We start from the raw sequence: 23,062 nt of genomic DNA, 5'->3' as shown, positions 1-23,062 counted from the left end.
GTTTTTCATTATGTTGAAAAACAAAAATCTTTGAGACCGTTGTAGCGTTATTAAATGAGAGTAATTTCGTTACATACTTTCCTGTGAAAGAGCTTAACGGCGCTTCCTCCACTAATGTTGCCGCTGACACTTCATTTTCTCACAGAAAAAATTTGTTGTTGCTGCCGCTACGTTTGCACTACGCTTTCGCACAGACAAAACCCTTTTGCTGCCGCTTCGCTTTCGCACAAAAAACAACTGTCGCTGTCGCTTCGCTTTCGCGCAAAAAAACAACTGTAGCTGTCGCTTCGCTTTCGCGCAAAAAAACAACTGTCGCTGCCGCTTCGCTTTCGCGCAAAAACATCTGTTGCCCTGATGCCCTCCTGGAAAGCTCCTAATCGGAACGGAAATAAACGCCTCGTTGTACAGAAGAGCTATTAAAGAAATACATATTCCAATGAAGCCCAACACAGGCGTAATAAGGCCACTATGCTTAAAAATATTTTTTAATGCCAAATCATAGCATTTACTTGCCCTTTGCCAAAAAGCATATTATAATCAAATTATAAGTGGGACATAATTTTATGTAGCGGGATAAAAAACGACCCACAACTATTGAAAAGGGAGTAGATATATATGTTATCTGTACCTGAGGCACAGCAAAGGCTACTTCCAGAAATGTATCCGCTTCTGCAATCAAGATATCGTATTTTGCAAACGGTGCAGCTAATGCAGCCAATTGGGCGTCGAACACTTGCAGAGTCACTTAAAATGACTGAACGAGAAATACGCAAAGAAACAGATATTTTACGTGAGCAAGGGTTATTAGATTCTCAAAAGTCGGGTATGGTATGTACAGATGACGGTGAGGTAGTGATAGAAAAGCTAAGAACACTCATTTACGAATGGTCTGGCCTGACTCAGCTAGCTAAGTTACTAGAAAACCATTTTGGCTTACAGCATGTGATTGTTGTTCCAGGTGATTACAATGAAGATGATACGGTATTAACATTGCTTGGCAAAGAAGCAGCATCTCAATTTATGTCAACAAATATTGATGGCCAGGTAGTAGCTGTCACTGGAGGTAAATCTGTAGCATCACTTGCACAATTTTTACATCCGACAGATTCACAAGACATTACATTTGTTGCGGCACGTGGAGGTATTGGACATGAAATGCAAATGCAGGCCAATACTCTTGTAGCGACATTTGCCATGCAGATGGATGCGCAGTACCGTACTTTGTTTTTACCAGAGCATTTAAGTGAGCAGGCTTATCAAGCAATGTTAACAGAGCCGATGGTAACTGAAATGATGGATTACTATGATCGTGCAGATTGTGTCATTCATGGTATTGGCTCTGCAGAAGAAATGGCTATTCGTCGGAACTCATCGCCAGAAGATTTACGGATTCTTGAAGAAATGGGAGCTGTTAGTGAGGCATTTGGCTACTATTTTAATGCAGAAGGCGAAATTGTACATCGGATTCGAACAATTGGTATTCAGCTTGAGCAAGTTCAAAGATGTAAAAAGATCGTTGCAGTTGCTGCAGGTAAGAAAAAAGTGAATGCAATGCTATCGTACTTTAAGGTTGCACCAAAGCAAACAATTTTTATTACAGATGAGGCGGCAGCAAAAGCAATCGCTGAAGGTTTACCTTCTTTATAAATAAGTCTCCATCTTCTTAAAAGGTGGAAAAATATTATGTAACTCGTATTTCAGCGAGTGCTAAAACACTCTTTGAATGAGGATAAAGCCATATGTGGATGTTATAGATATCCATGGTAAAGAAAATTAATTTAAACATTATTGGAGGAATTGACAATGGCATTAAAATTAGCGATTAATGGATTTGGACGTATTGGACGATTAGTATTTCGTGAAGCTTTGAAGCACGATGAATTCGAAGTAGTTGCAGTGAATGACCTAACAGATGCAGGTCAGCTTGCACACTTATTAACATATGATTCAGTACACGGTATCTACGATGCTGATGTTTATGCAGACGGCAATTCATTCGTAGTAAATGGAAAAAATATTAAAGTTTATGCTGAAAAAGATCCTGCTAATTTACCTTGGGGTGAACTAGGTGTTGATGTGGTACTTGAATGTACAGGTAGATTCCGCTCGATGGAAGAAGTAGGAAAACATATTCAAGCAGGTGCTAAAAAAGCTATTCTTTCGGCCCCAGCAAAGGGTGAAATGCCAACGTTTGTAATGGGTGTTAACCATGAGGATTACAACCCTGAAACAGATGATGTCATTTCAAACGCATCTTGTACAACGAATTGTCTAGCGCCAGTTGCAAAAATACTTGATGAAAAATTTGGTATTGAGCGCGGTATGATGACGACAATTCACTCTTATACAAACGATCAACGTATCCTTGACTTCCCGCACTCTGATCCACGTCGCGCACGTGCTGGTGCAGTGTCAATGATTCCGACAACAACAGGAGCGGCAGTGGCGGTTTCAAAAGTATTACCTCAATTAAAAGGTAAATTAGATGGCTTCTCTATGCGTGTGCCGACACCAAACGTTTCATGCGTTGACCTAGTAGTGGAGCTAAAATCTGAAGTAACAAAAGAATCCATTAATGCTGCATTAAAAGAAGCTTCAGAAAATGAACTTAAAGGCATTTTAGGATACAATGAGCTACCATTAGTGTCAATTGACTACAATGGCAACCATAACTCTTCAACTGTAGATGGTCTTTCTACAATGGTATTAGAAAATAGTATGGTGAAGGTTCTAGCATGGTATGATAACGAGATTGGTTACTCTACACGTTTAATGGACTTAGCATTATATATCGCAGAAAAGGGATTTAATCATAAATAAGTGTCATAATTCGAAAAGTGAAGTAAAAAGTGTGACATAATACCGCTTTTTACGCACAAAAAGTATAGCCTTTATAATATCTTAAAGATATAATAAACAAGGGTAATGAGAGTAAGGGATGTTTACCCTTACTCTTTTTTTATACGTTATATAAAATGTTTAAGCAAGGATAGCTTCCTGCATGAATGGTTATGCAATTACAAGACATAGAACGTGACTTTTGCTACTATAAAAACAAGTAAAAGGGTACTTTATCAAATGTTGGGGATAACATTAGCGGTGAGCACCAGTTGAATGAAAAATCCACCACATTATGGTGAGGTGCTAGTAAAAAATTTTTATTTATGACAGTTAGTGAACATGTGAGGAGCCAAGATGGGTAAATCCAAGTATTCACGACTATATAATTTGAAGGGGGTTTCTTCATGTTAAATAAGAAGACGATGAAAGATATTGATGTAAAAGGTAAGCGCGTATTTGTACGTGTAGATTTTAATGTACCGATGGCAGATGGCGAGATCACTGACGAAACACGTATTCGTGCAGCCATTCCTACTATTGAATATTTAGTGGAGCAAGGTGCAAAAGTAATTTTAGCCTCTCACATGGGACGTCCAAAGGGTGCAGTGAAAGAGGATATGCGCTTAACTGCAGTAGGCATTCGTCTAGCTGAAATAATGAATAAGCCTGTTACTAAATTAGATGAGTCGATTGGGAAAGAGGTAGAAGAAGCTGTTGTAAACATGCAAAATGGCGACATCCTTCTACTTGAAAATGTACGCTTCCACGCTGGAGAGGAGAAAAATGACTCAGCATTAGCAGAGCAATTTGCTCAATTAGCAGATGTTTATGTTAATGATGCGTTTGGTGCAGCACACCGTGCACATGCCTCAACAGAAGGAATTGCGAAACATGTACCAGCTGTATCTGGTTTCCTTATGCAGAAGGAATTAGATGTGCTAGGTAAAGCACTCTCTAACCCAGAACGTCCATTTACAGCAATTATCGGCGGTGCCAAAGTAAAGGACAAAATTGGTGTTATTGAAAGCTTATTAGAAAAGGTAGATCACCTAATTATCGGTGGTGGACTTTCATTCACATTCATTAAAGCGCAAGGTTACGATATTGGTAAATCTTTATTAGAAGAAGATAAAATCGAATTAGCCAAATCCTTTATTGAAAAAGCAAAAGAAAAAGGCGTGCAATTACATATGCCAATCGATGCAGTTGTCGCAAACGAATTTTCAAAAGATGCAGAAACAAAAATTGTAGATGTGGACGCAATTCCATCAGATTGGATGGGCTTAGATATTGGTCCAAAAACAGCTGCTAATTATGCAGAGGTTATTAAAAGTTCTAAATTAATTATTTGGAATGGACCAATGGGTGTCTTTGAAATGGATAAATTTGCGAATGGTACAAAAACTGTAGCTGAAGCTATGGCAACTACATCTGGTTATACAGTTATCGGTGGTGGGGATTCTGCAGCCGCAGTCGAAAAATTCGAAGTAGCCGATAAGATGGACCACATTTCTACAGGTGGCGGTGCATCACTGGAGTTAATGGAAGGGAAAGAGCTTCCAGGAATTGTAGCATTAAATGATAAGTAAATTGAGAGTTCTCATTTGATATTCAAAATATAGGAGGCAAAATACGATGCGTAAACCAATTATTGCAGGTAACTGGAAAATGTATAAAACATTTGAAGAGGCTATCCAATTTGTCGATGCTGTACAGGACAAAATTCCTTCAAATGATAAAGTAGACGCTGTTGTTTGCGCACCAGCACTTTACCTACCTACGCTTGTGCAAGTTGCTAGTGAATCTGAGCTCGCAATTGGTGCACAAACGATGCATTATGAAAATGAAGGTGCGTTCACTGGAGAAATTAGTCCAGCACAGCTAGCAAGCGTGCAAGTAGACTATGTTATTTTAGGACACTCTGAACGACGTGAATATTATAATGAAACAGATGAAGCCATCAATAAAAAAGTTGCAGCAGCACTGGCTCATAGTATCGTCCCAATTATTTGCTGTGGAGAAACGCTTGAGGAACGTGAAGCGGGTACAACTGAGCAAAAGGTTGCTAGTCAAATTACAGCCGCACTTGCCGGATTTGAGGCACATGAAGTAGAGCATATGGTTATCGCCTATGAACCGATTTGGGCAATTGGAACAGGTAAAACAGCGACAGCAGAAGATGCAAACCAGGTATGCGGAGCTATTCGTGCCGTTGTCAAAGAATTATATAGCGCTGATATAGCCGATGCTGTACGCATTCAGTATGGCGGTAGCGTAAAACCTGAAAACATTCAAGAATTATTAGCAAAAGAGCATATCGACGGCGCTTTAGTCGGTGGTGCAAGCTTACAACCAGAATCATATTTAACATTATTGGAGGCGGCAGCGAATGCCTAAAAAGCCAGTAGCATTAATTATTTTAGATGGCTTTGCATTCCGTGAAGAAACTTTCGGAAATGCAGTAGCCCAAGCAAATAAGCCAAATTTCGATCGTTTTTGGAATGAGTTCCCGCATGCAACATTAACTGCAGCAGGTGAAGCAGTAGGGTTACCTGACGGGCAGATGGGGAATTCTGAAGTTGGACACCTGAATATAGGTGCTGGACGTATTGTCTATCAAAGCTTAACACGCTTAAACAAATCTATTCGTGAAGGGGATTTCTTTACGAATAAAGCATTTTTGGATGCAGTGGCACATGTCAAAGCTCATCAATCTAAGCTTCACTTCATGGGTTTACTTTCAGATGGTGGTGTACATAGCCATTATGAGCATATGTTTGCGCTATTAAAACTTGCAAAACAACAGGGCTTAGAAAAGGTCTTTGTTCATGGTTTCTTAGATGGTCGTGATGTTGGTCCAACAACTGCTTTAGACTATATTGAAGAAACTGAAAAACAAATGACGGAAATCGGTATTGGACAATTTGCTTCCATTCATGGACGTTATTATGCTATGGACCGTGATAAACGATGGGATCGTGTAGCACTTACTTACAATGTACTAGTAGATGGTGTTGGCCAAACAGCTGACAGTGCGAGAAGTGGCGTAAAAGAATCATATGAGCGCGATGTAACAGATGAATTTGTTATTCCATTTAGCGTTCAAGAGCATGGAGAGCCAGTGGCAACAATTGACGATAATGACGCTGTTATTTTCTTCAACTTCCGTCCTGACCGTGCGATTCAACTGTCTAAAGTGTTTACAAATAGTGAATTCGATGGCTTTGCTTTATCTGCTAAACATCCAAAGAATTTAAAGTTTGTGTCATTCACACATTACAGTGATGAAGTAAATGCTCAAGTTGCGTACGCAAACGACAACTTAAGAAATACGATTGGTGAAGTGTTAGCTTCTAATGGCAAAACACAGCTTCGTATTGCAGAAACAGAAAAGTACCCTCATGTTACATTCTTTATGAGTGGTGGTCGTGAGGAGAAATTTGAAGGGGAAGAGCGTATTTTAATTGCATCTCCTAAAGTTGCAACATACGATTTAAAACCTGAAATGAGTGCCTATGAGGTAACAGAAGCATTGCTTGCAGAGATTGCGGCCGATAAATTTGATGGGATCATCCTTAATTTCGCTAATCCAGATATGGTTGGGCATAGTGGAATGTTAGAGCCAACAATCAAAGCTATTGAAGCAGTCGATGAATGTCTTGGTAAAGTAGTAGATGCACTCCTTACAAAAGGTGGCGCAGCTATTATTACAGCTGACCATGGTAACTCTGATGAAGTTCTTACTTTAGAAGGGAATCCAATGACAGCTCATACAACAAATCCTGTTCCAGTGATTGTGACAAAACCGAATTTAATGTTAAGAAATGGTGGCATTTTAGCCGATTTGGCGCCAACCATGTTAGAATTATTAGAGGTGTCACAACCTTCTGAAATGACAGGTCAATCATTAATTGAAAAAGAGGAGAATTAATTATGCCATTTATTACACAAATCTATGCGCGCGAAGTTTTAGACTCACGTGGGAACCCAACAGTAGAAGTTGAAGTATTTACAGAATCAGGCGCTTTTGGTCGAGCAATCGTACCATCAGGTGCATCAACAGGTGAATACGAGGCAGTAGAATTACGCGATGGTGACAAATCTCGTTACCTAGGCAAAGGTGTATTAAAAGCAGTTGAAAATGTTAACACAATTATTGCTCAAGAGCTAGAAGGTAACTACTCAGTTCTTGATCAAGTAGTAATCGACAAAGCTTTAATCGAGCTAGATGGCACAGAAAACAAAGGTAAACTAGGTGCCAACGCAATTCTAGGTGTATCGATGGCAGTTGCACACGCTGCGGCAGATTATTTAGATGTACCTCTTTATCAATATCTTGGTGGATTTAACTCAAAACAACTACCAGTACCAATGATGAACATCTTAAATGGTGGTGCTCACGCTGACAACAACGTAGACATTCAAGAATTCATGGTAATGCCTGTAGGAGCAGAATCTTTCCGTCATGCATTACGTATGGGTGCCGAAATCTTCCACAGCTTAAAAGCAGTACTTAAAGCAAAAGGCTATAATACAGCTGTAGGTGATGAAGGTGGTTTTGCACCAAACCTTGGTTCTAACGAAGAAGCTATTACTGTAATTTTAGAAGCAATCGAAAAAGCAGGCTACAAACCAGGTGAAGAAGTAAAACTTGCTATGGACGTAGCTTCATCAGAATTATTCAATAAAGAGGATGGCAAATATCACTTAGACGGTGAAGGTGTTGTCAAAACATCTGAAGAAATGGTTGATTGGTACGAAGAACTAACAAATAAATACCCAATCATTTCAATTGAAGATGGCTTAGATGAAAACGACTGGGCAGGACACAAATTATTAACAGACCGTATTGGTTCTCGCGTACAATTAGTAGGTGATGACCTATTCGTAACGAATACAAAAAAACTAGCAGCTGGTATTGAGCAAGGTGTTGGTAATGCAATCCTTATCAAAGTAAACCAAATCGGTACGTTAACTGAAACATTTGAAGCGATCGAAATGGCAAAACGTGCTGGTTACACAGCAGTTATCTCTCACCGTTCTGGTGAATCAGAGGATGCAACAATTGCTGATATCGCAGTTGCAACAAACGCTGGTCAAATTAAAACAGGTGCTCCATCTCGTACAGACCGCGTAGCTAAATACAACCAACTTCTTCGCATCGAAGACCAACTTGGTTCAACAGCTGAGTACCTTGGTTTAAATTCATTCTATAATTTAAAATAAGCTATTACTTAAGTAGCTTCAGTAATATCGCCTCAAAGGTATGTAAATACTTTTGAGGCGATTTTTTTGTTGGTGCTCGGGTTATTGGGAGGCAGCCTTTGGCAAAGTGATCGTGTAGCCTAGCTCAGGTAAAGGTGAAAAGTGATCAGGTAGGAGTAAAAAGTGCTCAGGTAGGAATGAAAAGTGCTCAGGTATCCCCGGGAACTGCTCAGGTAGGAGTGAAAAGTGCTCAGGTACCCCCGGAAACTGCTCAGGTAGGAGTGAAAAGTGCTCAGGTGCCCTCGGGAACTGCTCAGGTAGGAATGAAAAGTGCTCAGGTGCCCCCGGGAACTGCTCAGGTAGGAGTGAAAAGTGCTCAGGTATCCCCGGAAACTGCTCAGGTAGGAGTGAAAAGTGCTCGGGTATCCCCGGGAACTGCTCAGGTAGGAGTGAAAAGTGCTCAGGTATCCCCGGAAACTGCTCAGGTAGGAGTGAAAAGTGCTCAGGTGCCCCCGGGAACTGCTCAGGTAGGAGTGAAAAGTGCTCGGGTATCCCCGGGAACTGCTCAGGTAGGAATGAAAAGTGCTCAGGTATCCCCGGGAACTGCTCAGGTAGGGTGGAAAAGTGCTCGTGTATCCCTGGGAACTGCTCAGGTAGGAGTAAAAAGTGCTCGTGTATCCCTGGAAACTGCTCAGGGTATCCCCAGAAACTGCTCAGGTAAGGTGGAAAAGTGCTCGTGTACCCCCTAGAAGGAGAAAAAAAAAATATTGGGTTATGAAATATGAATAACGGATTAAGAAGGTATTGAAATCAATTGAACGAGAGGAAACATAAAAGAATCCAAGAATCGCGGTTTAATTGACCTTCGAAGAATCCACCCCACATAAAAAGAGACAGTCTTGAGTGATTAACACTTTAGACTGTCCCTTCGTTCAGTAAATGTGAAACAATATTTTTTATTGCTGCTGAGCCCAGTATTTGTCCAGCTCTTGGTCTACATATACCCAGCCCTTCCATGCGATATGAATCGTATCCATGATAAAATAAGGATCATATTCATGAGCAGAGAAATCAACATACTGAACATCAGCATCTGTTAATACTTGCTCCATCTTTTCATAATATTTTTGTCGTCGTTCTTGAGGATATTCATTGTAATCATACCAATACCCGTTAACTGGAATAGAAATGAATAGTGGCTTTGCGCCAGCATCCTTTAAAACATCAAGGACTAACTGAAAATCCTGATATTCTGGTGAAATAGTATAATCTTCGTTTTTACGTATTCCTTTAAATTTTGACAAATTAGCATTTACAAGTCGCTTGTAAAATTTATTTTCAATCATTAAATCATTGGATACACGCTTCTTACCGTAATCTTCAGCGTTTTGCAATTGTTGTTCAAATGTTTGATCGGTAACGAGTTTGTCATTATTTTTTAACTTGTGTGATCCCCGAGGGAACAAGGAGTAATACAAATCTTTTTTCTCTAAAAGTCCTTTTTGGACATGGCCTGCCATTATGGCAAGTCGCCCTAAAACTGGTCTTTTCTTACCGCCAGATAATTTATATTCATAAATTGTATTTAGCAGTTGATCTCGATTTACAGTATCGAATTCAAGAAGGCGTTTCATTGCTCGATTTCGAAGCTCTACATCAATGTCCTTATTGTATGCTAGATCATAGGCATGTAACATGGAGTAGTTAGGTGAAAAAGTTAATTCACTCGTACCTTTCTCTGTAAACCATTGTGGAGAAACAATGAAGACAATTTTTTTATCCTTTAAATTCTTCTCCTGCGCAGCAAAATTTAAAAAGTGTGTAATAGATTGCATACCACCTCGCCCAATCATAAATGTCGAATATGGAGCATCTGTAGCTCTCGTATAATTATAGGGATGGAAGGGATCAAAACGATTTAATTCTGAAGAGCCATATAAAGGCATTGAATTAGAATCCTGCAACATCCGCTCCTGTAAGTACGTGCCTTGGAACACTAGCGGTGACATGTTCGTTCTTGCCATTTCTACATCTTCATCTGAAATCCAAGCTTTTATCCAGGAGTTTGGGAAGAACACAAAGGCTCCAAAAAGAGCAAAGGCAATTAAAAGTGATAGAAAGCCTTTCTTGATCATTGTCTTTCAGCTAATTTCGCTACAATACGATTTGGCGTGTTCCATTCCTCACGATTGAAATCAGTAATTGGCACTGAGATGTTAAAGCGGCTTTCAATTTCGACTAATAGATTAATTGTACCGAATGAATCAAGAAGTCCTTCCTCAAATAAATCGATATCTGGGTTTTCTACAATGATATCGTCTTCGCATAATTCCACTAGCATTTCTAAAACTTGTTGTTTCTCCATATTTAAAATTCTCCTTTTTAATTAGGCAGTGCTATTCGTCCTTCATTTATTACACCAAGGCAAAATTGATTTAACAAAGCCAATGTTTAAAATAACTTTCCTGAAAAAATATAGAAGCCGAAGCAAACTGCGTTAAACGTGATAAACACTCCTATTGCATGCGTCCACTTATTTTTCGGCCAAAGCTTATGCTTTTTATTCCAGCGTTCAAATTTATCGAAGCTAATGATTAATAAGGCATGGTAAAGACCGTATACTACAAAATGCCATTCTAATCCATGCCAAATACCCATTAAAAAGAACAATAAAAAGAAGCCGATATACGAAACTGTAAATTTGTTTTTAATCCATTTTTTCTTAGTCATCCAAAGCACGAAGCGCATATAGACATAATCTCTAAACCAGAATGATAAGCTCATATGCCAACGATTCCAAAAGTCTTTAATGTTGCGACTCGAAAACGGTCGGTTAAAGTTAATTGGCGTTTGAATACCCATGATGCGGCTAACTCCGACAGCAAAAGCACTATAGCCAGCAAAATCGAAAAATAAATAAAAGCTATACATATACATATACGCGATTTGCCCTTGAAAAGGTGTCAAATAGTTATATGTATGATTTGGTAAATACATAAGTGTGTAATTGTATATTAAATAAGCGAAAATGAATTTATATAAAAAGCCTACAAAAATATAATTTATGCCACTCAATAACAGCTTTTGATAGTCTTGACTAGACGGCACTGTATGCAAATCTTTATAAAAGCGTCGCCAGCGATCAATTGGTCCCGATGATACAGTTGGAAAGAACAGTAAGAAATAGGCAAGCTCGGTTGGTGAAATTTTATCCTTAATTAAGCCATCACGTGTTTCCAAAATCATTTGAACGGATTTAAAGGTAATGTAGGATACTCCTAAGAAACCGAATAAATGATGAAGTCCGAGAATTGGAAGAACCTTCACCAACACAAGTGGCAAAATTGACAGTAGTACAGCGAAAACGAATACTGAACTACTATTCTTCTGTAAGCGATATTTTTGGTAAGCAATGATTAATAATAGCTGGAATACTGCAAATAGTATAAGAGAAATTGTGCCGTTAAGAGAATTACCAAAAATAAGAGCCAAGATAATAATCGAAATAAAGATATTATAGTTTTTAGCTGGCTTTCCACGTAATCCTAAAATAATTGTTGGTAATAACAAAATACCAATGATGATGAAAAAAAATATATTTCCGTAAGGCGTCATACTGTTTCCATAACCGCCAATCCTGTACGATCAACTTTACCATTCGTATTTAAAGGTATTGTGTCAATGTATTTGAATGTTTTCGGAATCATATAAGATGGTAAATAATCCGATAACAATGCTTTAAGTTGCTTCGTCATTTTGAAGGCAGAGTCCAATAATGGCTCACGAAGAACAACATACGCACTAAGTGAAACAATCTCATCATCTTTTAAAATAGGTATCACAACACAGCTAGAAACAGGTGGGTGATTGCCAATTTGTTTTTCAATTTCTTCAATTTCTAAACGATAACCGTGAAGTTTTACCTGAAAATCCTTTCGTCCAGAAAAGAACAGATAGCCGTCTCTTGCATAACCAATGTCCCCAGTTTTATAAATTCGTTGATCTCCTATTAAAGGAAAGGCTTTAAGTGTTAAGTCAGGTGCTCCAAGATAACCTGCACTAACAGTTGGCCCAGATATAATGATTTCCCCATCTTCTAGTAAAGATAAATTAGGCTCGGATATTGGGGCAATTGGTAATTGATCAAATTGTTCTATAAGCTCCGTTGTTACCTCCACATAAGATACGGCAACGGTTGTTTCAGTAGGACCGTATAAATTATAGATGGATGCTTGTGGGAAGCGTTGCATTAATTCTTTTACTACGGATATTGGCAAAACCTCTCCGCAAAATAAAAACGTATCCAAAGCTGGCATTAACTCCTGATGCCACTCCTTGTTCATTAAACACATCTTCGCAAAGGAAGGTGTAGAAGTCCAAACTCGAATACCTGATGTAGCTAATGAATCGAACAACGACTTTGGATTTGCAATTTGCTCTTGAGTAATAGCGTAAAGCGTCTGTCCACTAACGAGTGCAGGATATAAATCCATGACAGATAAATCAAAGGAATAAGGTGCTTGGTTTAGAAACACGCCAGATTCCTGTAAAGGGAAGTGCTCATGCATCCAGTCCACAAAATGTGCTAAGTTATTAGCTGTAATTTGCACACCTTTAGGTTTACCAGTTGAACCAGATGTGTAAATAATATAATGGATTTCTTGATCTTGAACCCATGTTGTAGACTCTGTCGCAATATTAGCAGTTTGTGCCACTACATCGCTGACAGTCACTACAGGTACTGACAGGTGCGTATTTAATGTTTCTGTCTTTAGTAGTAAACAAGCTTGAGATGCTTCTATGATAAGCTGTAGCCTTTCTGACGGTGTAGAAGAGTCCACAGGTACATATGGATGCCCAGCCTTTACAGCACCTAAAAAGGCAACGATTTGCATAGGTGACATATGACCGTAGACGACAATAGGTAGTTGTCTTTCTAAGTCTAGACCCATTAAATATTGCGCAACACGATCAGATAGATGCCAAAGCTCTTCATACGTTAAGGAATCATTATTTGTTTGATATGCAGTTCGATGTGGATATTGGAGTGCCACATTCTGAATAGCTGTTAATATACTTAACATAGGCAATATCTCCTTTTTCTAAAATTAAAATTCCGTATATATAAATGGTCCAGCGTTCATATCATGGAAGCCATGAATAATAAACAGAAGCACCAAAATGATGAAATAAAATAATGTGAAGCCTATGAAACGTAATAGTTCATTGTTTTTGATGGATTGCATAAGTCCACCTCCAATTGAAAATGAAAAAGCTTGTAGCTTTGTAAATATACTAAATAACTAGATATTTTTACAAGTTGTTTTTATAATCCTTATTATAATTTTTTTTACCACTGTTTTGACGGATATAAGAAAAAAATGTTGCTGAATTTTTGTATATTCAGTAAAACATAAGATAAATTTAAGATTAAATTAAGGTTTTGAGAGGGTGACTAGAAGTAAAGCTAGAAGATTGCTTTTTTAGCGCCTTTTTTCATGCTTCTCTTGAACTTAAAACCCCCTCCTCTTTAACGTTGACTACACGTTATTTATTTCAAATCATGTTACACTAAGTTTAAAAAACTAAAGTAAAATCAAAGTAAAGCCAATGAAAAATGATGGGAAAAATTGTTGAAGTCCATTTTAAGCAATACGAAAAGCGCCACCATAAGTTAATCAACTCAACTTATGATGACGCCTATATTTTTATCCCGCATAAACGAGCACCCATTTATCTGTACCGAAAGCGAAGCGTCAGGTACAAGACTCCCACCTCAAAATTCTGGGATAGTAAAGAAGAACAGCCCGTATAAGAAAACTCCATTGCTTAAGTTGCACGTTATTTAACGGTATTTAAAACTTTTTTTGAAACGTAAAACTCAGTGCCGTTGTATACATTGATTGTGTCGAATGTATAAATCTTTGTAGTATTGGTTGAAGCCTGCTCATAGATTAAAATGTTTTTATTTACTGGAATTGTTACCGTTATATCATTTTTTTGTGCAATAAATTTAGGGTTTTCCTCATCAGTTAGGTCAATCCTTGTTGTGAAGCCTTTTTCTGTGAATGCTTTCGTAGCAGGGATGTATAAATCTTCTGTAAGCTTATTTAAATCAAAGCCCATAAACTGTGCCATCGAATGTGCTACATCTGTGTTTTCTACAAGGCCTGTGATTTTAGAAGGTCCATATGAATATAGGAAGACATCCTCACCAGTATGCCCACCAGTTGTATAGCCAATGTTTGCACGATTTGCTAGCATTTTAACCATTTCTTTGCCCAGGTCTTCAGCGGATTTTAATGTTGAAAGCTCGGTCTTTGATAAATCGTCTAACCCATAAAGTGCAGCTACTTCGGCAATATTTGATTTGTCTTTTTTTAATTGGCTTAGCGCACCTTCAATAGTCATTTTAGCCTTCTTTAGGGGATTGATATAAGCAGATACAGGTATGCTGAAGTAAGTGCTTGTAGTGTTGACATTACCCATTGAAATGCCACTATTACCATGGTCTGTAACAGCAATAACCATGGTATTGCCATCTTCTTTGGCAAAATCAATGGCTTCTTTAACTGCACTATCAAACGATAGAATCTCACTAATAATGCCTATTGTATCATTAGTATGAGCTGCCCAATCCACCTTACTGCCTTCTACAAATAAGAAGAAGCCGTTCTCATCCTTTTTGAGCGTATTAATCGCTTTACTTGTCATCTCAGAAAGAGTAGGCTCAGATGATTTTGTGGAGGCACGATCAAAATCATAGGCAAGAGCACTCGGAGCAAAGCTTCCCCAAATCTTTGACGATGTACTTTTGAAAAGCTCATTACGCGTTTTTACAATGTCATAATTTTTTTCTTTTAGGACATCCACTAAGTTTTCGCCATCTTGACGGGCATTTTTGCTTGTACCCGGTACTAAAGATTCAAACCCGCCACCTAATACGACATCTATGTTTTGATAGACTTGCTGCTCAGCTATGTCATCAAATTGGCGTCGATCAGTAACATGTGCAGAAAAGCCAGCTGGTGTCGCATGTTGAATTTCGGATGTAGCTATCAATCCGGTAGCCTTGCCCTGTTGTTTTGCCCCTTCTAAAATATTGGCTACAGGTCTAAAGGCATCCTCTTTGGCAATTTGCGCTAAGCCCGGTGTATTAACAACAGATGGTAACACACCGACCAATTTAGCATTTGATTTATGCCCAGTTGCTAATGCAGTAGCGGCAGGGGCAGAGTCTGTAATGGCTGATTCAGCAGAGTAAGTGCGCACAGCACCAGTTAAAATTTCGTCCATTGCTAGACTTTCACCTTTGTACCACCGAGAAAGTGTAACGGCATTATTACTACTTCCATCCATCACGAACATAATAACATTTGTTGGCTTATTGACTTTAGTTGCTTGTGCGTGCGGTTGATGAATACTAATCGACAATAAAGTAATAACACTTGCTAAAAACAATGAGCTCCATTTTTTTGAGTATGTCATGATAATCCTCCTCTAGGTGTATTCAAAAGTAAAGCTACCTTTAATGACTAACAGATTATATGGAAGGGAAAAATATAATCTACTTACTTTTCATTGGTGGCAGAACGCAGATTCCTTAAACATGTATGACTTGACTATAGAGTTTGTGAATATTCTTCACCATCAATTGTTTCGTAAAATAAAACACCATTATCATCAATGAACAAGTTTAGAACCTCTTCCTCTAATAACACTTTTTCTGAGCCATCGTTTACATCAATTTTTGTTAAATAGCCTGCATTATCATAATCACTGCAATAAACCGCATCGTCAAAAGCAGCTAAGTAGTAACAAGATGTTTCTGAAATTTGTGTAGTTTGTTTTGTTGCTAAGTCAAAAGCGTATACCATACTATCGTTAATGCTATTATAATAAATCACGTTGCCTACAGTATCTGCATACCACATATCATGCATGAAATCGTAAGCATTGCTTGTTGCAGCAAAATAGTTTTCTTTGACCCATAAATGATCTTTACTTAGTTTTTCGTCATTTACTAAAAAATATTCGTAGGAAATAGCGTAAGGTTCATTTGGGTCGACATCATTCCAGGTTGTATCGATATGATACCAATGTCCGTCAACACTTACTAAATTCCATGCATGCAGCTGATTATAGCTGTAGCCATATACATATTGTGCATCGAGACCAGCAGCCAAAAATAATCGGTAGGCTAATAAGGCATAAGCTTGACAAACACCAGTTTGTTCATTGATTAATTCATTAACTGCTTGGCCCATTGCCACATCTTCTTTAGAATAAGTAGCTAATTGTACGATATAATCATTGACGGTTTTAGCACGTTTAAAGTCATCCATCTCATCTGTTATATACGAATTAGCGAATTCTTGAACATAAGCATCGATTTTCTTCTCCTGCTCAGCGCTTGTTAAATATGTAAAAGTAAATTCAACCAGATAACCGTTATCTTTTTTCTTTGCTTCCCAATCAAAATCTAGGATATATCCTGCTGTATATGGGTTAACAAAGGAAATTAGGTTATGGATATCATTTAGCTGGACTAAAAATGTATCCCAGTCTAATTTTCCTCTATACAATACTTTAAAGTTTGGATCAAATTCTGCTATACGTTTTTCGATTTTCCTTGAAAATTGTAGTAAAGCAGGGTCTTCTTTAAACAATGTCGTTGAAAAAAGATCTTGTACTGAAAAATTGTCTGATTGTACTTTGCTAGTAGGCTGCTTGACCTCCAAAGAAACTTCTTCACTCGATTCTGCTTCCTCTTCTAATACTGCTTTTATGACAGCTGAACAAGCAGAAAGCATAAATAAAAGAATAAATAAAAAGATCAGCCATATTATTTTTTTCATGATGTCCTCCATTATGATCCTATTTTAAATTATTATAGGATAACACGTTCTTGTAGTGTTATCATAATTTGGTATAGGCCTAACTTATATGGAAAAATAAGAATATTTATTCATCTCGGTTTGTCAAGACAACCTTTTTTTGTTATAATGAAGTTCGTTGTGATGTTTCAAAGTTCGGGAGGTGCAGTGGATGCATACAGTAGTATTAGTTTCATTAGTTATCGTATCATTAGCGTTAATCGTTGTAGTATTACTTCAATCAAGTAAAAGTGCAGGCTTGTCAGGTGCCATCTCGGGTGGGGCTGAACAACTATTTGGAAAGCAAAAAGCACGTGGTATGGATTTAATCCTTCACCGTGCAACAATTGTGTTAGCAGCATTATTTTTTATTTTAGCAATCGCTATTACAAAAATCTAAAAGTTGAAGATACATCGCCTAACCTTACTGGTTGGGCGTTTTCTTTTATAGTACTAATTATTTGGCCATCAATACATAGTTAGTTCAGTGAAGCGCGCGGAGTAAGGAAATACCCGCGGAAGCAAAGCGAATACCCGCGCGGAGTAAGGAAATACCCGCGGAAGCGAAGTGAATACCCGCGCGGAGCAGGGAAATACCCGCGGAAGCGAAGCGAATACCCGCGGAAGCAAAGCGAATACCCGCGAAACGCAAAATGACCTATGGGAATTCTCAAAGTCTTGGATAGAATAGCCAAAATGGTGGATAGGATCCTCAAAGTGCTGGATAGAATCCTCAAAATTCCAGAAGGCCATTAAATTACTGAAAAGACCCATCAAATTATCCGATAATACCTCATAAAAAAAGTAACAATCGCCAAAGCTTTTGTGGAAGCTTTAGTATGGATATAATGGTAATAGTATGTATTGGATGAAGGAGCGCTCGCAATGAAAAAATCATTATCACAGCCGTTTTTCTTTCAAGCTGGACCCAGAGCAGTATTATTATTGCATGGGTTTACAGGAAGTTCAGCAGATGTGCGAATGCTTGGGAGATTTTTAGAGAAAAAAGGGTATACTACATTAGCACCTCATTATAAAGGTCACGGTGTGGAACCTGAAGAACTTATCACAACAGGTCCTGCTGATTGGTGGCAGGATGTCGTAGCAGCCTATAAACAGCTACAGGATGAAGGTTATCAGGAAATTGCTGTTGCTGGCTTGTCATTAGGTGGTGTGATGGCTTTAAACGTTGCGCTTAATAATCCAGTTAAAGGCATAGTGACAATGTGTGCACCAATGACGATGCGCACGACCGACGTCATGTTTGAAGGTGTATTGAAATATGCGAGGGACTACAAAAAGTTCCAAGGTAAAGACGAGGAGCAAATCGAAGCTGAAGTTTCGTTAATTGCTCAAAAGGGCATGCCATCTCTACAAGAGTTGCGAGAATTTATTGCTCAAACACGTAAAGAAATTGACATGATTTATGCACCAATTTTTGTCGTTCAAGCGACAAATGATGAGGTAATTGAGACAGAATCTGCCAACATTATATATAATCAAACTGAGTCACTTGAAAAACATATCAAGTGGTATGAGAACTCAAAACATGTTATTACGTTAGATCAGGAAAAAGATCAGTTACATGAAGATATTTATCACTTTTTAGAAAGCCTAAATTGGGCACAATAAAACACAATACTTATTTTCTCATGAAGGAGGGAAATTATGAAAGACCAAAAAGATTCACTACAAAGTCGTTTACTCGACTTTTTCGGTGAAGCAGAATATAAACCGTTAACAGTTGGCGAAATCGAGGAGGTATTTGGCTTTGAGGATGCTGACGAATTTAAAGAGCTAGTGAAAACGTTAGTACGTATGGAGGGGCAAGGCTTAGTTGTTCGTTCTCGCTCCAATCGTTATGGCTTGCCAGAGCGCATGAATTTACTGAGAGGTAAATTTATCGGCCATGCGAAGGGCTTCGGCTTTGTGTCACCAGATATTGAGGGGATGGATGATGTTTTCATTCCACCGCATGAAGTAAACGGTGCTATTAACGGCGATATCGTCCTTATCCGTGTGTTAAAGGAATCATTCGGTGATCGTCGTGAAGGAACAGTAACAAAGGTAGTAGAGCGCGGGCAAACAAGCTTTGTCGGAACCTTCCAAGCAAACAGAGGCTTTGGCTTTGTTGTCTTAGACGATAAAAAACTACCGATGGACATTTTTATTGCTAAGGGAGATACATTAGGCGCTGTTGATGGACACAAAGTTGTCGTTGAGGTCGCTACTTGGCCAGAAGATTTAAAATCGGCTACAGGCTATATCACTAAAATTTTAGGACACAAAAATGATCCAGGTGTGGACATTCTATCTATTTTATATAAGCACGACATTCCACCTGAATTCCCAGAAGAAGTGATTGCTGCTGCACAAAGAGTGCCAGATGAAATTACTGAGGCAGATATAGAGGGCCGCCGTGATTTACGCCATGAAACGATTGTCACAATCGATGGAGCTGATGCAAAAGATTTGGATGATGCTGTTACCGTAACGAAAAATGTCGATGGAACTTATAAACTTGGCGTACATATTGCAGATGTTAGTTATTATGTAACTCAAGGCTCAGTAATTGACATTGAAGCTTATGATCGTGCGACGAGTGTATATTTAACAGACCGCGTGATTCCGATGATTCCACATCGTCTATCAAATGGCATATGTTCATTAAATCCACAGGTGGATCGACTTACATTGTCCTGTGAAATGATTATTGATGCCAATGGTAATGTGATTTCACATGAAATTTTCCAAAGTGTCATTAAAACAACAGAACGTATGACATATAAGGACGTTTACAAAATTTTAGAGGAGCAGGACAAAGATTTAATTGCCCGCTACGAGCCACTAGTACCAATGTTTAAACATATGGCTGAGCTATCTAATATTTTACGTCATAAACGTGAAATGCGTGGTGCCATTGATTTTGACTTTAAAGAATCAAAAGTAATCGTGGACGAAGATGGATGGCCAGTAGATATTGAATTACGTGAACGTACAGTGGCAGAAAAATTAATTGAAGATTTCATGCTTGCTGCCAATGAAACTGTAGCAGAGCACTTCCATTGGATGAATGTACCGTTCCTATATCGTATTCACGAGGATCCAAAGCCAGAAAAGCTACAACGCTTCTTTGAATTCGTTACGAACTTCGGTATTTTAATTAAAGGTACAGGCAATACGGTACATCCTAAAGCATTACAGGATGTGTTAAAGGCGATTGACGGTATGCCAGAGGAGCCAGTGATTTCAACGATGCTTCTACGCTCAATGCAGCAGGCAAAATATTATCCTGAAAGTATAGGTCACTTTGGCTTATCAACGGATTTCTATACACACTTTACGTCACCAATTCGTCGTTATCCTGACTTAATCGTGCACCGTTTAATTCGAACGTATTTAATTAATAAGGATACTTCGAAAGAAACAATTGCACAGTGGAGTATGGCGATGGATGAAATTGCTGACCATACGTCAGAACGTGAACGCCGTGCTGTTGATGCAGAACGCGATACGGATTCGCTGAAAAAGGCACAATATATGTCCGATAAAATTGGTGAGGAATTCGAGGGGATCGTCTCATCTATTACAAACTTCGGAATTTTCGTGGAGCTACCAAATACTATCGAGGGTCTTGTCCATATCAGCAATATGACAGATGACTACTACCGTTTTGACGATCGTCAAATGATTATGATTGGTGAACGTACAAATCGTCAATTCCGCATTGGAGATGAAGTTACGGTACGTGTAGCAAATGTTATTATTGAGGAGTCATCCATTGACTTTGAAATTGTCGGAATGGTAACTTCTTATGGACGAACTCGAAAAGCAGCACCTACTGTTATTCACGCACGCAAAAATTATAGCGAAAACAAAGATGGTCGTAATGGCCGCAAAGGTGGTCGCAACGAAGAAGAAAGAGGCGGACGTGGCAGTCGCAGAGGCGGACGAAACGAGGAAGAAAGAGGTAGTCGTGGCAGTCACAGAGGCGGTCGCAACGAAGAAGAAAGAAGCAGTCGTAGTAATCACAGAGGTGGTCGCAACGAGGAAGAAAGAGTCGGACGAGGCAGTAGCGGAGAACGTCGTGAAAACGACCGTGATCCACGAGGCAGCCGCAAAGATGGCTCAAGCCCAGGCCCTAAAAAAGGCGTGAAGCAAAAGCAAAAGTTCTACGAGGGCGTTGCTAAGAAAAACAAAAAGAAAAAATCAAAACGTAAATAACGTAAAAGTATAGGTGAAGGCACCATTAGCGCTTTAAAGCAATTTGAAGCGGGTGCTTTCACTTTATCAATAAAAGCAGGTTGACCCTGCTATCCTTTAAGTAGAGGGTGAATAATATGGCAAAAGGTACTGGGAAAGTATTAGCACAAAACAAAAAAGCCGGGCACGACTACTTCATTGAAGACACGATCGAAGCGGGTATGGTGCTAACAGGCACAGAAATTAAATCCATCCGTGCAGGAAGGGTCCAACTAAAAGAATCCTATGTACAAATCCGCAGCGGTGAAGCATGGATCAACAATATGCACGTCAGCTCATTCGAACAAGGCAACCGCTTTAACCACGACCCACTGCGCGCCCGCAAATTGCTACTACACAAAAAGCAAATCGGCGAGCTAGTCGGTGCCGTAAAACGTGACGGCTACACAATCGTCCCATTAAAAATGTACATTAAAGACGGCTATGCCAAGCTATTAATCGGCGTCGGCAAAGGGAAAAAGGATTACGACAAACGCAACGACATGCGCAAAAAAGAAGCAAAACGCGACATGGAACGTGCCTTCAAATCAAAAAATCAATAATAATAGATTGTTAGAAAGCTCACTATTTTCGGATGGTGAGCTTTTTGGTTTTGATAGCGGTAAGACGACGGATGGAAAGGAGAGATCGACGGAAAGAACTGATCAAGCGACGGAAGAAAGGCGGGAGTGATGGATAGAACCTGCAAAGCGACGGATGGAAAGGCGGAATCGACGGAAAGAACTTGTAAAGCGACGGATGAAAAGGCTGAAATGACGGAAAGACTTGCAAAGCGACGGAAGAAAGGCGGGAATGATGGATAGAACCTGCAAAGCGAAGGTAGAAAGGCGGGAATCGACGGAAGAACCTGCAAAGCGACGGTAGAAAGCGAGATCGACGGAAAGAACTTGTAAAGCGACGGAAAGAAAGGTGGGACTGACGGAAAGAACCTGCAAACGACGGATGGAAAGGCGGGAATGACGGAAAGAGCATGCAATGGATGGAAAGGCGGGAATGAAGGAAAGAACTAGCAAAGTGACGGTAGAAATGCGGGAATGATGGAAAGAACCTGCAAAGCGAAGGTAGAAAGGCGGGAATGACGGAAGGAACTAGCAAAGCGAAGGTAGAACGAACAAGGAGGAAATTAATGAATTCAAGCTCGGCTTTGGCGAGCAAGAGGTAGAGGTCTATTATGGTTATCTCACAGATTCTAGATTAGGAAAGCTTATTTTGCTTTTAAGAGATTTAAAATGTAAGATAATGGAATGAGGGAGTCGTTGTAAGCCAGCCAATTTTTTCTACTATAGCGGGACACTTGAACTATAGCTAGATTTGTTTTATAATATGTATTACTGAATGCCAGATTACATGGAAGTGTACTTTTAGCTCCCACCGTACTAGAAGAAATTCTAGCTCCTTTGCTTGAACGAGGCTATATGCTTCGATTCATATTCAAGGGGACGTTACGGATTCGACAGGGATGGTTCAAGCTTTGGTCGCGCGTCGGAGGTCTCGGCTCCGTCATCAACGGAAGTTATATAATAACTGGCAAACAACAAAACTTAGCTTTCGCAGCGTAAGCTCTTAAGCGCTCTGCCTCTCTATCGCCCATGTAGAGAACGTGGGGCCCAACTTTAGTGGGATACGGTCGATGGTGCCACCTGAGTCACCGACAAGAGATTTCCAGGTTAGCGTACAGGACGCCTGTTTGTCGGCATAATGTTACGTGAATCGTAAATAGGCAAACTACACGCGTAGAAGCTGAAGTATTGGAGTTTCTGGACGCGGGTTCGACTCCCGCCGTCTCCATACATTGGAAACAATATAGTTTCAAAAAGTGTCAAATTCCTTGATATATCAGGGGTTTGGCGCTTTTTTTATTTCAAAAACATTCAACT

Annotated in this window: 19 protein-coding genes and 1 other RNA gene; 12 read left to right on the top strand and 8 right to left on the bottom strand. The window is 39.3% G+C overall.

Annotated elements, in window-relative coordinates; genetic code table 11:
* Positions 1-178: 178 nt before the first annotated feature.
* Positions 179-337, bottom strand: a complete 159-nt coding sequence (locus ACIQXF_RS08505) for a hypothetical protein (RefSeq protein WP_402781431.1) — start codon at positions 335-337, stop codon at positions 179-181.
* Positions 338-615: 278 nt separating this feature from the next.
* On the opposite strand from ACIQXF_RS08505, the gene ACIQXF_RS08500 reads away from it, so the two are divergent.
* The 6 genes from ACIQXF_RS08500 to eno all read left to right on the top strand — a co-directional run bounded on the left by ACIQXF_RS08500 (position 616) and on the right by eno (position 8,067).
* Positions 616-1,647 (top strand): sugar-binding transcriptional regulator, encoded by a 1,032-nt coding sequence (locus ACIQXF_RS08500; RefSeq protein WP_402781428.1) that lies wholly within the window; start codon positions 616-618, stop codon positions 1,645-1,647.
* Positions 1,648-1,803: 156 nt separating this feature from the next.
* The gene (gene gap, locus ACIQXF_RS08495) at positions 1,804-2,820 is read left to right on the top strand and encodes a type I glyceraldehyde-3-phosphate dehydrogenase (RefSeq protein ID WP_402781425.1); all 1,017 of its coding nucleotides are present in this window, start codon (positions 1,804-1,806) and stop codon (positions 2,818-2,820) included.
* A gap of 425 nt (positions 2,821-3,245) precedes the next feature.
* Positions 3,246-4,430: a phosphoglycerate kinase gene (locus ACIQXF_RS08490; protein ID WP_402781422.1), complete on the top strand. Its 1,185-nt coding sequence runs from the start codon at positions 3,246-3,248 to the stop codon at positions 4,428-4,430.
* 46 nt (positions 4,431-4,476) lie between these two features.
* Positions 4,477-5,238: a triose-phosphate isomerase gene (tpiA, locus tag ACIQXF_RS08485; RefSeq protein WP_402781419.1), complete on the top strand. Its 762-nt coding sequence runs from the start codon at positions 4,477-4,479 to the stop codon at positions 5,236-5,238.
* The gene (gene gpmI / locus ACIQXF_RS08480; RefSeq protein ID WP_402781416.1) at positions 5,231-6,772 is read left to right on the top strand and encodes a 2,3-bisphosphoglycerate-independent phosphoglycerate mutase; all 1,542 of its coding nucleotides are present in this window, start codon (positions 5,231-5,233) and stop codon (positions 6,770-6,772) included. Before tpiA ends, gpmI begins: the two co-directional genes overlap by 8 nt.
* A gap of 2 nt (positions 6,773-6,774) precedes the next feature.
* Positions 6,775-8,067 carry a phosphopyruvate hydratase gene (gene eno / locus ACIQXF_RS08475; RefSeq protein ID WP_402781413.1) on the top strand — a complete coding sequence of 431 codons (1,293 nt, stop codon included), beginning with the start codon at positions 6,775-6,777 and terminating at the stop codon, positions 8,065-8,067.
* A gap of 935 nt (positions 8,068-9,002) precedes the next feature.
* On the opposite strand, the gene dltD is transcribed toward eno, so the two are convergent.
* From dltD to ACIQXF_RS08440, 7 genes are all read right to left on the bottom strand, one after another.
* The gene (gene dltD, locus ACIQXF_RS08470; protein WP_402781410.1) at positions 9,003-10,181 is read right to left on the bottom strand and encodes a D-alanyl-lipoteichoic acid biosynthesis protein DltD; all 1,179 of its coding nucleotides are present in this window, start codon (positions 10,179-10,181) and stop codon (positions 9,003-9,005) included.
* On the bottom strand, positions 10,178-10,411 hold the full coding sequence (dltC, locus tag ACIQXF_RS08465; RefSeq protein ID WP_402781407.1) for a D-alanine--poly(phosphoribitol) ligase subunit 2: 234 nt from the start codon (positions 10,409-10,411) through the stop codon (positions 10,178-10,180). Before dltC ends, dltD begins: the two co-directional genes overlap by 4 nt.
* 86 nt (positions 10,412-10,497) lie before the next feature.
* On the bottom strand, positions 10,498-11,661 hold the full coding sequence (dltB, locus tag ACIQXF_RS08460; RefSeq protein ID WP_402781404.1) for a D-alanyl-lipoteichoic acid biosynthesis protein DltB: 1,164 nt from the start codon (positions 11,659-11,661) through the stop codon (positions 10,498-10,500).
* On the bottom strand, positions 11,658-13,130 hold the full coding sequence (dltA, locus tag ACIQXF_RS08455; protein WP_402781401.1) for a D-alanine--poly(phosphoribitol) ligase subunit DltA: 1,473 nt from the start codon (positions 13,128-13,130) through the stop codon (positions 11,658-11,660). The genes dltB and dltA overlap by 4 nt, the downstream gene beginning before the upstream one ends.
* 24 nt (positions 13,131-13,154) lie before the next feature.
* Entirely contained in the window at positions 13,155-13,292 is a 138-nt protein-coding gene (locus tag ACIQXF_RS08450) for a teichoic acid D-Ala incorporation-associated protein DltX (RefSeq protein WP_054770455.1), read from the bottom strand.
* A 595-nt stretch (positions 13,293-13,887) separates the two neighbouring features.
* On the bottom strand, positions 13,888-15,534 hold the full coding sequence (locus ACIQXF_RS08445) for an alkaline phosphatase (RefSeq protein ID WP_402781396.1): 1,647 nt from the start codon (positions 15,532-15,534) through the stop codon (positions 13,888-13,890).
* 134 nt (positions 15,535-15,668) lie between these two features.
* Positions 15,669-16,904, bottom strand: a complete 1,236-nt coding sequence (locus tag ACIQXF_RS08440) for a transglutaminase domain-containing protein (RefSeq protein WP_402781393.1) — start codon at positions 16,902-16,904, stop codon at positions 15,669-15,671.
* A 190-nt stretch (positions 16,905-17,094) separates the two neighbouring features.
* On the opposite strand from ACIQXF_RS08440, the gene secG reads away from it, so the two are divergent.
* From secG to ssrA, 6 genes are all read left to right on the top strand, one after another.
* The gene (gene secG / locus ACIQXF_RS08435) at positions 17,095-17,322 is read left to right on the top strand and encodes a preprotein translocase subunit SecG (protein ID WP_402781390.1); all 228 of its coding nucleotides are present in this window, start codon (positions 17,095-17,097) and stop codon (positions 17,320-17,322) included.
* A gap of 485 nt (positions 17,323-17,807) precedes the next feature.
* Positions 17,808-18,554 carry an alpha/beta hydrolase gene (locus ACIQXF_RS08430; protein WP_402781387.1) on the top strand — a complete coding sequence of 249 codons (747 nt, stop codon included), beginning with the start codon at positions 17,808-17,810 and terminating at the stop codon, positions 18,552-18,554.
* A 36-nt stretch (positions 18,555-18,590) separates the two neighbouring features.
* Complete coding sequence (rnr, locus tag ACIQXF_RS08425; protein WP_402781384.1) at positions 18,591-21,146, top strand: ribonuclease R; 2,556 nt, start codon at positions 18,591-18,593, stop codon at positions 21,144-21,146.
* A gap of 116 nt (positions 21,147-21,262) precedes the next feature.
* Complete coding sequence (smpB, locus tag ACIQXF_RS08420; protein ID WP_289419470.1) at positions 21,263-21,727, top strand: SsrA-binding protein SmpB; 465 nt, start codon at positions 21,263-21,265, stop codon at positions 21,725-21,727.
* 129 nt (positions 21,728-21,856) lie between these two features.
* On the top strand, positions 21,857-21,988 hold the full coding sequence (locus ACIQXF_RS08415; RefSeq protein WP_402781380.1) for a hypothetical protein: 132 nt from the start codon (positions 21,857-21,859) through the stop codon (positions 21,986-21,988).
* A gap of 632 nt (positions 21,989-22,620) precedes the next feature.
* Positions 22,621-22,976: a transfer-messenger RNA gene (gene ssrA, locus ACIQXF_RS08410) on the top strand.
* Positions 22,977-23,062 lie beyond the last annotated feature (86 nt).

Source organism: Lysinibacillus sp. NPDC097231 (genome assembly GCF_044761885.1).
GTDB lineage: Bacteria > Bacillota > Bacilli > Bacillales_A > Planococcaceae > Lysinibacillus.
This window is presented reverse-complemented; position numbering and strand designations above follow the sequence as displayed.

What these genes read in the sequence shown, in the direction of transcription:
- ACIQXF_RS08500 (WP_402781428.1), top strand. Translation starts at nt 616, where the DNA reads ATGTTATCTGTACCTGAGGCACAGCAAAGGCTACTTCCAGAAATGTAT.
- gap (WP_402781425.1), top strand. Translation starts at nt 1,804, where the DNA reads ATGGCATTAAAATTAGCGATTAATGGATTTGGACGTATTGGACGATTA.
- ACIQXF_RS08490 (WP_402781422.1), top strand. Translation starts at nt 3,246, where the DNA reads ATGTTAAATAAGAAGACGATGAAAGATATTGATGTAAAAGGTAAGCGC.
- tpiA (WP_402781419.1), top strand. Translation starts at nt 4,477, where the DNA reads ATGCGTAAACCAATTATTGCAGGTAACTGGAAAATGTATAAAACATTT.
- gpmI (WP_402781416.1), top strand. Translation starts at nt 5,231, where the DNA reads ATGCCTAAAAAGCCAGTAGCATTAATTATTTTAGATGGCTTTGCATTC.
- eno (WP_402781413.1), top strand. Translation starts at nt 6,775, where the DNA reads ATGCCATTTATTACACAAATCTATGCGCGCGAAGTTTTAGACTCACGT.
- dltD (WP_402781410.1), bottom strand. Translation starts at nt 10,181, where the DNA reads ATGATCAAGAAAGGCTTTCTATCACTTTTAATTGCCTTTGCTCTTTTT.
- dltC (WP_402781407.1), bottom strand. Translation starts at nt 10,411, where the DNA reads ATGGAGAAACAACAAGTTTTAGAAATGCTAGTGGAATTATGCGAAGAC.
- dltB (WP_402781404.1), bottom strand. Translation starts at nt 11,661, where the DNA reads ATGACGCCTTACGGAAATATATTTTTTTTCATCATCATTGGTATTTTG.
- dltA (WP_402781401.1), bottom strand. Translation starts at nt 13,130, where the DNA reads ATGTTAAGTATATTAACAGCTATTCAGAATGTGGCACTCCAATATCCA.
- ACIQXF_RS08450 (WP_054770455.1), bottom strand. Translation starts at nt 13,292, where the DNA reads ATGCAATCCATCAAAAACAATGAACTATTACGTTTCATAGGCTTCACA.
- ACIQXF_RS08445 (WP_402781396.1), bottom strand. Translation starts at nt 15,534, where the DNA reads ATGACATACTCAAAAAAATGGAGCTCATTGTTTTTAGCAAGTGTTATT.
- ACIQXF_RS08440 (WP_402781393.1), bottom strand. Translation starts at nt 16,904, where the DNA reads ATGAAAAAAATAATATGGCTGATCTTTTTATTTATTCTTTTATTTATG.
- secG (WP_402781390.1), top strand. Translation starts at nt 17,095, where the DNA reads ATGCATACAGTAGTATTAGTTTCATTAGTTATCGTATCATTAGCGTTA.
- ACIQXF_RS08430 (WP_402781387.1), top strand. Translation starts at nt 17,808, where the DNA reads ATGAAAAAATCATTATCACAGCCGTTTTTCTTTCAAGCTGGACCCAGA.
- rnr (WP_402781384.1), top strand. Translation starts at nt 18,591, where the DNA reads ATGAAAGACCAAAAAGATTCACTACAAAGTCGTTTACTCGACTTTTTC.
- smpB (WP_289419470.1), top strand. Translation starts at nt 21,263, where the DNA reads ATGGCAAAAGGTACTGGGAAAGTATTAGCACAAAACAAAAAAGCCGGG.
- ACIQXF_RS08415 (WP_402781380.1), top strand. Translation starts at nt 21,857, where the DNA reads ATGGATAGAACCTGCAAAGCGACGGATGGAAAGGCGGAATCGACGGAA.